The 12,318-nt window shown below is 62.7% G+C and carries 6 protein-coding genes and 3 rRNA genes; 3 read left to right on the top strand and 6 right to left on the bottom strand.

Translation table 11 applies throughout. From position 1 onward, the window contains the following. Positions 1-7 precede the first annotated feature (7 nt). Complete coding sequence (locus CKW34_RS01455) at positions 8-1,027, bottom strand: hypothetical protein (RefSeq protein ID WP_059383248.1); 1,020 nt, start codon at positions 1,025-1,027, stop codon at positions 8-10. A gap of 112 nt (positions 1,028-1,139) precedes the next feature. Here CKW34_RS01455 and CKW34_RS01450 point away from each other — a divergent pair, with 112 nt between their 5' ends. Next, a complete protein-coding gene (locus CKW34_RS01450) occupies positions 1,140-2,300 on the top strand; it encodes a GIY-YIG nuclease family protein (RefSeq protein ID WP_059383249.1) in 1,161 nt (386 codons plus the stop codon). A gap of 138 nt (positions 2,301-2,438) precedes the next feature. On the opposite strand, the gene rrf is transcribed toward CKW34_RS01450, so the two are convergent. The 3 genes from rrf to CKW34_RS01435 form a co-directional block, all read right to left on the bottom strand. Further along, positions 2,439-2,555 (bottom strand): 5S ribosomal RNA (gene rrf / locus CKW34_RS01445). Between the two features lie 114 nt (positions 2,556-2,669). Further along, a 23S ribosomal RNA gene (locus CKW34_RS01440) occupies positions 2,670-5,801 on the bottom strand. A 302-nt stretch (positions 5,802-6,103) separates the two neighbouring features. Continuing rightward, positions 6,104-7,625 (bottom strand): 16S ribosomal RNA (locus tag CKW34_RS01435). The 16S, 23S and 5S rRNA genes sit together here, the layout of an rRNA operon. A 631-nt stretch (positions 7,626-8,256) precedes the next feature. Between CKW34_RS01435 and CKW34_RS01430 the strand changes: the two genes are divergently transcribed. Beyond that, positions 8,257-9,402 (top strand): DNA cytosine methyltransferase, encoded by a 1,146-nt coding sequence (locus CKW34_RS01430; RefSeq protein ID WP_059382200.1) that lies wholly within the window; start codon positions 8,257-8,259, stop codon positions 9,400-9,402. 11 nt (positions 9,403-9,413) lie between these two features. Beyond that, positions 9,414-9,908, top strand: coding sequence for a very short patch repair endonuclease (locus CKW34_RS01425; protein WP_059382199.1), 495 nt, complete (start codon positions 9,414-9,416; stop codon positions 9,906-9,908). Here CKW34_RS01425 and CKW34_RS01420 read toward each other — a convergent pair. Further along, positions 9,895-11,043 carry an acyl-CoA dehydrogenase family protein gene (locus CKW34_RS01420; protein ID WP_059382198.1) on the bottom strand — a complete coding sequence of 383 codons (1,149 nt, stop codon included), beginning with the start codon at positions 11,041-11,043 and terminating at the stop codon, positions 9,895-9,897. The two genes, CKW34_RS01425 and CKW34_RS01420, sit on opposite strands and share 14 nt — an antisense overlap. Continuing rightward, positions 11,043-12,275: an acyl-CoA dehydrogenase family protein gene (locus CKW34_RS01415; protein WP_059382197.1), complete on the bottom strand. Its 1,233-nt coding sequence runs from the start codon at positions 12,273-12,275 to the stop codon at positions 11,043-11,045. The genes CKW34_RS01420 and CKW34_RS01415 overlap by 1 nt, the downstream gene beginning before the upstream one ends. Positions 12,276-12,318: the final 43 nt, after the last annotated feature.

Below are 12,318 nucleotides of genomic sequence, written 5' to 3'. Positions count from 1 at the left end.
CACCTGCTCACGCGGTGTCGGGCAGCGCCTCGTGCCGGGACATCTGACGAAGGTGGTGTGAGAACACCGACAGAGCAGCGGCACCCACGGCGACGTTGAGCAACGCCCCGAACTCCTGCACGGCGAACTCCAGCACGTCGACGAAGAAGACGGTGATCAACGCAGCCGTCCGCAGAGCACGCACCGCCCACCTCTGCCGACGCCACAGGCCCACCGATCCCACCACGCACAACAGGACGGTGACACCGGAACCGATGAGCTGGATCATGGTCAACACGTTGCTCGTCCGCGCGGCGAGATCCTCCTCCAGCGTGGCGGCTGCATTGATGAGGATGCCGATGGAGAAGACGGTGAGCAGGGCTGCCGCGACGCGGACGCTGCGCTCACCCCGCAGTCGCTCCGGCAACCGGAGCGACACCCACGAGAAGCGCGACGGCACCTCCCGGCACCAGGCGAGCAAAAGATCGATCTGTTCGACGACCTCTGGGTCGACTCCACCCTCCCGCGCGCGTTCGAGCTGCACGCGCGCCTGGTCGCGATCGGTCGGGGTCAGGCCGTGGGTGAGCCCGTCCGTCGCCGTGAGCGCAGCGTTGGCGAGATACTCCTCGGGCGAGGGCCCACGGCGGAGGTGCACCGCTCGATTGACGACGAGCAGCAACACGACCACCACGTACATGATCGCCACCGAGGGTCGGTAGAAGTAATCGTTGGTCTTCGTGACGAACTTGCCGACCTCGTCGAGGAACAGGCCGAAACCGATACCGCCGAGCACCACTGCGATGCGGTCGGGCGCCCGGCCGATGAAGGTCATCGAGATCATCAATGCGGCGACCATGAGCAGACCGCCCCACAGCACGTGAGCGATGTGCAGGACCGATCCGCCGACCTGCGGATAACCCGTCAGGTGCAGGTACAGACGCGTGACGAGGATGGTCGCGATCGCAATGATCAGAAGTGCTTCGACCTGCGCGGACGACGCGGTGTCCCGCAACAACCGAGAACGGGAACGGGTCCGCACCGCTGTCATGGCACGCGAGCTTATCCCGCCCGGGTTCTCCTCGGGTTCTTCCTCCGGATTCGGCGGCGCGGCGCCTGCGCGGAGCGGCTCCCCAATCTTGTGTGTGGCCTAGAGTCGCTCTATGCGCACAGTGTGGACAGTTCCTCCGAACATTGCCCAAACTCTGCTGGAATCTCCCGAGATCCAGATGTTCCTGACCAGCAACGAGTTGCCGGATACAGCGGACGATCCACGCCAGAGACTTGCGGAGTTCACCCACGCGCTCGGCGCACTCAGCCGTCACATCGGACGCACCTTCGGTTCCGTGGATGCAGCCAACCGCGAACTGTTCGGCGGGTCCGCCGGCAAGGTCCCCGTGGCGCTGCGCCTGACCGTTCTGCGGGCTCTCGTGAACCAGGTCGAAGACCGCGCACCCAGCCCGAGACTGCTTCCGAAGAACATCTGCGACCAGCTCGGCGCCTACGTCTACGCCCTGCTCGACCCTCGTGACCGCAGCATCTTCTACGTCGGCTCGGGACGCGGAAACCGCATCTTCACGCTCGTCTGGACGGCTCTCGGGGAGAACTCGAAGCTCACCGAGGCCGGCGAGAAGGCGCCGATGTCCACACCGGAGACCGAGGCGGCTCTGCGGCGCATCCGAACCGTCTACGAGTCCGGCTACGCGGTGGAGCACTACATCGTCGCCGACGCGTTGAACCCGAAGTCCGACGGTGACCACACCGCCGCAGTGACGGCCGAAGCGGTCATCGCGGCACTGGGACTGACCGAGCCGCATCGTGGCGAGTGGGTCCTCACCAACCTGGCGGGGTCCACCGAGGAGTCCGAAGCCGATCGCACGGCGATCCCGATCGCGGAGCTCGTCCGTCAGTACTCGGCCTCGCCTGCTCCCGAGCTGCCGACGCCGTGCGTGGTGCTGCGGGTCAACGAAGCGAAGAAGGCGTCGCCGGCTGCGGTGCGCGAACTCGCGTCCAAGCCGTGGCCGGCAGGATCGGCAGCGCGCGGAATCGACGGCCTGCCCATCATCGTCGTCGCCGACAACATCGTCCGCGCGGTCTATCGCGCCACCGGGTGGGAGGCGGCCGCTCGCACGGACGAGAACGGCGGCACGATTCTCTACCGGTTCGTCGGGGAGGCCGACGAAGAGCTCGAGGGCAAGTTCGTCAACACTCGCGTCACGCCGGACCGGCTGGGTCTCAAGCGTTGGCCGTCGCACGGTTGGGCTCCGCGTCTGACGCGTGCACTGCCGCGGCCGGTCGCGCGTCCGAAGGCACCGCGCCCCTGATTCTTCGACTGCTTCCCGGTTCGCCTGCGGGCCGGGAAGCAGCTCGGGTCGGTCCTCGAAAACCGTTGGGCCGGCATATTTTCTGCATACAGAAACACGAAAGGGGACCCACAATGTGGGTCCCCTTTCGGAACGGGTGTTCGGCGGTGTCCTACTCTCCCACACCCTGTCGAGTGCAGTACCATCGGCGCAGACAGGCTTAGCTTCCGGGTTCGGAATGGGACCGGGCGTTTCCCTGTCGCTATGGCCGCCGTAACTCTATGAAACAGTAACCACGCAGACCTCTCGATAGCGTTCCGCCGCAGCAGAACTCGATCGGATATCTGTGTGTGTTGTTTCAGATACCGCACAGTGGACGCGTAACATCTTCGTGGTAAGTCCTCGGCCTATTAGTACCGGTCACCTCCACACATTGCTGTGCTTCCAGTTCCGGCCTATCAACCCGGTGGTCTGCCGGGGGCCTTACCCCCTCGAGGGGGTGAGAAACCTCATCTTGGAACAGGCTTCCCGCTTAGATGCTTTCAGCGGTTATCCCTTCCGAACGTAGCCAACCAGCCATGCCCCTGGCGGGACAACTGGCACACCAGAGGTTCGTCCGTCCCGGTCCTCTCGTACTAGGGACAGCCTTCCTCAAGTTTCTAACGCGCGCGGCGGATAGAGACCGAACTGTCTCACGACGTTCTAAACCCAGCTCGCGTGCCGCTTTAATGGGCGAACAGCCCAACCCTTGGGACCTACTCCAGCCCCAGGATGCGACGAGCCGACATCGAGGTGCCAAACCATCCCGTCGATATGGACTCTTGGGGAAGATCAGCCTGTTATCCCCGGGGTACCTTTTATCCGTTGAGCGACACCGCTTCCACATGCCGGTGCCGGATCACTAGTCCCGACTTTCGTCCCTGCTCGACCTGTCAGTCTCACAGTCAAGCTCCCTTGTGCACTTGCACTCGACACCTGATTGCCAACCAGGCTGAGGGAACCTTTGGGCGCCTCCGTTACATTTTGGGAGGCAACCGCCCCAGTTAAACTACCCACCAGGCACTGTCCCTGAACCAGATCATGGTCCGAGGTTAGAGGTCCAATACGATCAGAGTGGTATTTCAACAACGACTCCACAACCACTGGCGTGGCCGCTTCACAGTCTCCCACCTATCCTACACAAACCGAACCGAACACCAATACCAAGCTATAGTGAAGGTCCCGGGGTCTTTTCGTCCTGCCGCGCGTAACGAGCATCTTTACTCGTAATGCAATTTCGCCGAGTCTGTGGTCGAGACAGCAGAGAAGTCGTTACGCCATTCGTGCAGGTCGGAACTTACCCGACAAGGAATTTCGCTACCTTAGGATGGTTATAGTTACCACCGCCGTTTACTGGGGCTTAAATTCTCAGCTTCGCCACCGAAGTGACTAACCGGTCCTCTTAACCTTCCAGCACCGGGCAGGCGTCAGTCCGTATACATCGTCTTACGACTTCGCACGGACCTGTGTTTTTAGTAAACAGTCGCTTCTCTCTGGTCTCTGCGACCACCCCCAGCTCAGAGTGCAAGACTCGTCACCGAGCGTGGTCCCCCTTCTCCCGAAGTTACGGGGGCATTTTGCCGAGTTCCTTAACCACAGTTCTCTCGATCGCCTCGGTATTCTCTACCTGACCACCTGTGTCGGTTTGGGGTACGGGCCGTGTACCAACTCACTAGAGGCTTTTCTCGGCAGCATAGGATCACTGAATTCCCCTCAACGGGTACGCATCACCTCTCAGGCTTGATGAATGGCGGATTTGCCTACCATTCGCCCTACCGGCTTACACCAGGTATTCCATCACCTGGCCCAGCTACCTTCCTGCGTCACCCCATCGCTTGACTACTACAATCAGGGTCCCGTGCAGCCAGCCCGCCGACTCCCGAAGGAGACGACCGACCTTTTGGACGGTTAGCACAACTGATTCGCCATTGGGCGCGGATACACGGGTACGGGAATATCAACCCGTTGTCCATCGACTACGCCTGTCGGCCTCGCCTTAGGTCCCGACTCACCCTGGGCGGATTAACCTGGCCCAGGAACCCTTGGTCATCCGGCGGACGAGTTTCTCACTCGTCTTTCGCTACTCATGCCTGCATTCTCACTCGCGTGGCCTCCACACCTGGATCACTCCGGCGCTTCCACGGCCACACGACGCTCCCCTACCCATCCACACACCTGGCCGACCCTCCGTGGAGAATCAGCGGGCTTGTGTGAATGCCGCGGCTTCGGCGGTGTACTTGAGCCCCGCTACATTGTCGGCGCAGGACCACTTGACCAGTGAGCTATTACGCACTCTTTCAAGGGTGGCTGCTTCTAAGCCAACCTCCTGGTTGTCTCAGCGATCCCACATCCTTTTCCACTTAGTACACGCTTAGGGGCCTTAGCCGGCGATCTGGGCTGTTTCCCTCTCGACTACGAAGCTTATCCCCCGCAGTCTCACTGCCGCGCTCTCACTCACCGGCATTCGGAGTTTGGCTGATTTCGGTAAGCTTGTGGGCCCCCTAGACCATCCAGTAGCTCTACCTCCGGTGAGAAACACGCGACGCTGCACCTAAATGCATTTCGGGGAGAACCAGCTATCACGGAGTTTGATTGGCCTTTCACCCCTACCCACAACTCATCCCCTCAGTTTTCAACCTAAGTGGGTTCGGGCCTCCACGACGTCTTACCATCGCTTCACCCTGGCCATGGGTAGATCACTCCGCTTCGGGTCTAGAACATGCCACTGACCCGCCCTATTCGGACTCGCTTTCGCTACGGCTACCCCACACGGGTTAACCTCGCGACATGCCACTAACTCGCAGGCTCATTCTTCAAAAGGCACGCCATCACCCCCAACACCGAAGTGTTCGAAGGCTCTGACGGATTGTAAGCGCACGGTTTCAGGTACTATTTCACTCCCCTCCCGGGGTACTTTTCATCTTTCCCTCACGGTACTAGTCCGCTATCGGTCACCAGGGAGTATTCAGGCTTATCGGGTGGTCCCGACAGATTCACACCGGATTTCACGGGCCCGGTGCTACTCGGGTATTCGAATCGACAGTCGCCGTGTTTTCGTCTACGGGATTCTCACCCTCTACGACAGGCCGTTCCAGACCACTTCGACTAACACGACGATTTCTTACTGTCGGCCGGCATGGCAGCGCCGACACAACGAACCCCACAACCCCGAATACACAACCCCTGCCAGGTATCACATGTACTCGGTTTAGCCTCATCCGCTTTCGCTCGCCACTACTCACGGAATCACATGTTGTTTTCTCTTCCTGTGGGTACTGAGATGTTTCACTTCCCCACGTTCCCTCCACACACCCTATATATTCAGGTGCGGGTAACACGACATCACTCGTGCTGGGTTTCCCCATTCGGAAATCCTCGGATCACAGCTCGGTTGACAGCTCCCCGAGGCATATCGCAGCCTCCCACGTCCTTCATCGGCTCCTGGTGCCAAGACATCCACCGTACGCTCATAAACACTTACAACAAAGATGCTCGCGTCCACTGTGCAGTTCTCAAACAACACACAACAACCCCTACCAACGCCGGCCACACGGCCAACCGTCTTCGTAAGTCATCGTCGCTGATCAAACACTCGCGTGTTCTCTCAGGACCCAACAGTGCACCGATATATCACCCACCAACCGACCGTGTAGCCGGCTGATATGCGGATGAGGTTGTCAGCGTTCCACCCATGAGCTTCTGCCGTTCCACCTGTGGGAACGAAACAGTCTCTGCCCGTGAGGACGTCACCTGTGTGACCCCTCGCCGGGAGAAGTGCTCCTTAGAAAGGAGGTGATCCAGCCGCACCTTCCGGTACGGCTACCTTGTTACGACTTCGTCCCAATCGCCGATCCCACCTTCGACGGCTCCCTCCCACAAGGGGTTAGGCCACCGGCTTCGGGTGTTACCGACTTTCATGACGTGACGGGCGGTGTGTACAAGGCCCGGGAACGTATTCACCGCAGCGTTGCTGATCTGCGATTACTAGCGACTCCGACTTCACGGGGTCGAGTTGCAGACCCCGATCCGAACTGAGACCGGCTTTAAGGGATTCGCTCCACCTCACGGTATCGCAGCCCTCTGTACCGACCATTGTAGCATGTGTGAAGCCCTGGACATAAGGGGCATGATGACTTGACGTCGTCCCCACCTTCCTCCGAGTTGACCCCGGCAGTCTCCTGCGAGTCCCCACCATCACGTGCTGGCAACACAGGACAAGGGTTGCGCTCGTTGCGGGACTTAACCCAACATCTCACGACACGAGCTGACGACAGCCATGCACCACCTGTCTACCGGCCACAAGGGAAACCACATCTCTGCAGTCGTCCGGTACATGTCAAACCCAGGTAAGGTTCTTCGCGTTGCATCGAATTAATCCACATGCTCCGCCGCTTGTGCGGGCCCCCGTCAATTCCTTTGAGTTTTAGCCTTGCGGCCGTACTCCCCAGGCGGGGCGCTTAATGCGTTGGCTACGGCACGGATCCCGTGGAAGGAAACCCACACCTAGCGCCCACCGTTTACGGCGTGGACTACCAGGGTATCTAATCCTGTTCGCTACCCACGCTTTCGCTCCTCAGCGTCAGTTACTGCCCAGAGACCCGCCTTCGCCACCGGTGTTCCTCCTGATATCTGCGCATTTCACCGCTACACCAGGAATTCCAGTCTCCCCTGCAGTACTCGAGTCTGCCCGTATCGCCTGCAAGCCCGCAGTTGAGCTGCGGGATTTCACAGACGACGCGACAAACCGCCTACGAGCTCTTTACGCCCAGTAATTCCGGACAACGCTCGCACCCTACGTATTACCGCGGCTGCTGGCACGTAGTTGGCCGGTGCTTCTTCTGCAGGTACCGTCACTTTCGCTTCGTCCCTGCTGAAAGAGGTTTACAACCCGAAGGCCGTCATCCCTCACGCGGCGTCGCTGCATCAGGCTTGCGCCCATTGTGCAATATTCCCCACTGCTGCCTCCCGTAGGAGTCTGGGCCGTGTCTCAGTCCCAGTGTGGCCGGTCGCCCTCTCAGGCCGGCTACCCGTCGTCGCCTTGGTAGGCCATTACCCCACCAACAAGCTGATAGGCCGCGGGCTCATCCTGCACCGAAAAACTTTCCACCCCTCACCATGCAGCAAGAGGTCATATCCGGTATTAGACCCAGTTTCCCAGGCTTATCCCAGAGTGCAGGGCAGATCACCCACGTGTTACTCACCCGTTCGCCACTAATCCACCCAGCAAGCTGGGCTTCATCGTTCGACTTGCATGTGTTAAGCACGCCGCCAGCGTTCGTCCTGAGCCAGGATCAAACTCTCCGTTGAAGACTCACAATCACCCCGAAGGGGCAATCAGTCAAAGACATCGAGTCAAATCACTAGCATAAAAACTCAAACTAGCTAAACACTGGATCACCGCAGACGGAAGAATGCGATGTCCAGCAACAACCACCCACAAAAAGTGAAGTGGTCGCACCAAATATTATTTGGCACTGACATTCATCGGCACACTGTTGAGTTCTCAAAGAACACGCGCACATCATCGCGCTTCGGACTGACGTCCGACCCGCTCTGAGGCAACTGTTCCAGCCTACTTCCTCATCCTCACGAACGCAAGTCCGCGTGGTTTTCGGAACCAGGGGCGGCTCGAAACCTTACCAGAAGGTTCGTGGCCATCAAATTCGCAGGCGCCTTCGTCCAACCTCGTTGTCCCGTTCCTCTCGGCCCGGGTCGGTGTCCGTGTCGCTCTGACCTGGAATAAGTTACGCGAACATGTCCGAGAACACCAAATCGCCAGGTCAAGGACTGTTTCGGCCACCTGGTGCCCGTCACGAGAGGGGTAGGACCACCCCTCCATCGTGGTGCTCGTCGCGTCCGCTCACGGATCCCCCTACTTCTCGAGTAACGTTCACCGTTGAGCTGAGCGAGGAAGGGTGCCGTGACGTCGACGGGGAACATGGTGGGGTTGTTCGCCGGTATCGGCGGACTGGAGCTCGGACTCGGGCGACACGGGTGGAACACCGAACTCCTCTGCGAGATCGAGCCGGGTGCTCAGGCAGTACTACGCACGCGCTTCCCCGACGTTCCGCTCCATCCGGACGTCACGCGTCTCCGCTCTCTTCCCCGCGATACGGAACTGGTCGCCGCAGGCTTCCCGTGCCAGGACCTCTCCCAGGCCGGACGTACGGCCGGCATCACGGGATCGAAGTCCGGGCTGGTCGACGAAGTGTTCCGTCTCGTGAAGCGTAAAAGCGGCCCGCGCTGGCTCGTTGTCGAGAACGTTCCCTTCATGCTGCAGCTCGGCCGCGGTGCGGCGATGCGCCACATCACCGACGCGCTCGAGGAGCTCGGCTACATGTGGGCCTATCGCGTCGTCGATGCCCGCGCGTTCGGTCTCCCCCAGCGTCGGCACCGCGTCCTGATGGTCGCCTCACGCACGGACGATCCCCGCACGGTGTTGTTCGGCGAGGACGCCGGCATGCCCATGGAGGGCAATCCCGATCTGTTCCCGTGCGGCTTCTACTGGACCGAGGGTGTGCGCGGTCTCGGATGGGCCGTCAACGCCGTGCCCACGCTCAAGGGTGGTTCGACTCTCGGTATCGCAAGCCCTCCGGCCGTGCGGCTGCCGTCCGGCGAGATCGTCACCCCCGGCCTGACCGATGCGGAGAGGCTCCAAGGATTCGACGCCGACTGGACCGCACCTGCCGTCGAGGCGCCCGGTGTCCGGGCCGGGCATCGGTGGCGTCTGGTCGGCAATGCCGTCAGCGTGCGGATGGCCTCGTGGGTGGGCCACCGTCTGAACAACCCGATCGCGTACAGCTCCGACCACGAGACCCCGCTGCATCCGGGCGACACCTGGCCGACCGCAGCGTGGGGTGCCCGCGGACAGGCGTTCCGCGTGCACGAGTCGCAGTGGCCCGTCCAGGCTCCCTACGAGGATCTCGGCGGTTTCCTCCTCGACGCCCGTCTGCTGTCGGCGCGGGCGACCGCAGGTTTCCTCCGACGTGCACGCTCCGGCAACCTGCGTTTCCTGCCCGGATTCCTCGAGGACGTCGAGAACCACCTCGAACGCATGGGTGGCTTCCCGCGAGTGGCGGCCTGAAGGACGCGGTGATGGCGTCGTCGGATCGGCCCGGGACGGATCCGCGTACGAGTGCGCGGATGAGCCGGCAGCGCCGACGCGACACCGTTCCCGAAGTGGCGTTACGCAAGGAACTGCATCGCCGTGGACGGCGGTTCTTCGTCGACCGCGCTCCCCTGCCCGGCATGCGGCGCCGGGCCGACCTCCTCTTCCCCCGTCGTCGGGTCGCGGTCTACGTGGACGGCTGCTTCTGGCACAGCTGCCCGCAGCACGCGACCTCCCCGAAGAACAACGCCGAGTGGTGGGCGGCCAAGCTCGCCGCCAACGTGCAGCGCGACCGGGACACCGACGCGCGCCTGCAGGCTGCGGGCTGGACGGTGGTGCGCGTGTGGGAGCACGAGGACCCCGTCGTCGCCGCGACGCGCGTGGAGGACGCTCTGTCGCCTCCTCCGGACACGGATGCGGGGCCGGCGCGGGGGGTGATCCCCCGCACCGGCCCCGGAACCGATCCGATCAACCCTTGGTGAGCTGTGCGTACCGCGCGACGTGCTGTTCGGCGGTGCCGAACTCGTACTCGATCGCGGTCAGTCGCTTGAAGTAGTGCCCGACGGCGAGTTCCTCGGTCATGCCCATGCCGCCGTGGAGCTGGACGGCGTTCTGGCCGACGAAGCGTGCCGCGCGGCTGATCGTCGCCTTCGCGGCCGAGACCGCGCGTGCCCGCGTGGCGTCGTCGCTGTCGAGATGGAGAACGGCCAGGTAGGCGGCGGACACCGCCTGCTCGACCTCCATGTACATGTCGACCATGCGGTGCTGGAGCGCCTGGAAGCTGCCGATGGGCTGACCGAACTGCTGACGCTGCTTGGCGTACTCGACGGTGTCGGCGAGCACCTTACGCATCAGGCCCACCGCTTCGGAGGAGACGGCGGCGATCGCTTCGTCGATGCCGCGCGAGACGGACAGCCAGGCGCCACCCTCCTCGCCGAGCAGCGAGTCGGCGGGCAGTCGCAGGCCGGAGAAGACGATGTCGGAGGCGCGCCGGTCGTCGATCGTGCGGTAGGAGTGGATCTCCACACCGGCCGGCGGGTTCGCGGGGTCGAAGTCGACGAGGAACAGCGAGATGCCGTCGGTGTCGGTGCGCTCGCCCGACGTGCGGGCGGTGACGAGCAGGTGCGTCGCGAGCGGAGCGCTGGTGACGACGGTCTTCTCCCCGTCGACGACCCACTCGTCGCCCTCGCGGCGCGCGGTGGTGGACACGTCGTGGAAGACGTATCCGGAGGTGGGTTCGATCGCGGCCAACGCCGTGACGGCCTCACCGGCAGCGATCGCCTCGAGGACGGACCTGGCTCGATCGACCCCTGCGCGACCGAGCAGCCCGCCCCCGAGGACGACCGTGTCGACGTACGGCTCGATGACGAGTGCGTGCCCGAGTGCCTCGGACACCACCATCAACTCGACCGGTCCGCCGCCCATCCCCCCTACCTCTTCCGGAAGCGTGGCCCCGAGGATTCCGAGATCCTCGGCGAATGCCCGCCACACCTCCGGTTGCCAACCTTCGCCGGTGGTCGCGACCTTCCGGCTTTGCGCCAGGTCGTAGCGACCGGCGAGGAACTTGGTGACCGAATCACGAAGGAGCTCCTGCTCCTTGCTCAAACCGAAGTCCATCAGAGCCCCAATGCTGCTTTGGCGAGAATGTTTCGCTGGATCTCGTTGCTGCCGGCGTAGATCGACCCGGCACGGTCGTTGAAGTAACGCAGTGGCGCGGCGGCCTGCCAATCCTCACCGCTGACGTAGCCGTCGACGGGCGGAACGTAATCGGCCACCGGACCACCGGGCGCGGTGATGTGCGGCTGGTAGACCCGGCCGCGCGGACCGGCCGCTTCGAGGGTCAGCTGGGTGATCGTCTGGCTGAGTTCGGTGCCCAGGATCTTGAGCATCGACGATGCAGGACCGGGATTCTTGCCCGCGGACAACGCTGCGAGAGTGCGGTATTCGAGGATCTCGAGTACTTCGGTGCGGATACGCGCCTCGGCGAGCTTGGCGGAGAACGCCGGATCGTCGATGAGCCTGCCGCCCGACGGGCCGGGCTGTTCGGCGGCCGCCTCGGCGATCCGCTCGGCCATGACCTGCAGGGCCGGCGCTGCCGCCGCTCCCCCTCGTTCGAAGACGAGCAGGTACTTCGCGACGGTCCAGCCGTCGTCGATCTTCCCCAGCACGTTCTTCTTCGGGACACGCACACCGTCGAAGAAGACCTGGTTCTGCACTTCCTCACCGGACGTCATGACCAGGGGCCGGATCTCGATGCCGGGCGAGGTCATGTCGATGAGCAGGAAGGTGATGCCCTGCTGCTTGCGACCGGTCTTCGAGGTGCGCACGAGGGCGAACATCCAGTTCGCCTCGGTGGCGTGCGTGGTCCAGATCTTGCTGCCGGTGACGATCAGGTCGTCGCCGTCGTCGACCGCCGCCATGCTGAGCGAGGCGAGGTCGGAGCCGGCCTCGGGCTCGGAGTAGCCCTGACAGAAGAAGACCTCGCCGGTGAGGATCCGGGGCAGGAAGTAACTCTTCTGCTCTTCGGTGCCGTAGGCGACGATCGCGTGCGCGACCATGCGGATGCCCATCGGCGACAGGTTCGGGGCGCCCGCGAGGATCGACTCGCGGCTGAAGATGTAGTGCTGCGTCTGCGTCCAGTCGCAGCCGCCGTACTCGACCGGCCAGGCCGGCGCCGCCCAACCACGCTCATGGAGGATGCGCTGCCACTCCATGCTCGCTTCGTGGTCGGAGTACACGCTCGTCGCGAGTCGGCCGGCCCGCCGCAGTTCGGGCGTCAGCTTCTCCTCGAGAAACGATCGCACCTCGTCTCTGAAGGCGGCGTCGGCCTCTGACCACGCTAGTTCCATGTCTTCTCCCCGCAGAGCGCGACTGCCGCTGCCGGGCTGCCGT

The organism is Rhodococcus rhodochrous, assembly GCF_900187265.1.
Taxonomy (GTDB): domain Bacteria; phylum Actinomycetota; class Actinomycetes; order Mycobacteriales; family Mycobacteriaceae; genus Rhodococcus; species Rhodococcus rhodochrous.
The sequence above is the reverse complement of the archived record's forward strand: the minus strand, read 5'-3'. Positions and strand labels throughout refer to the sequence as shown.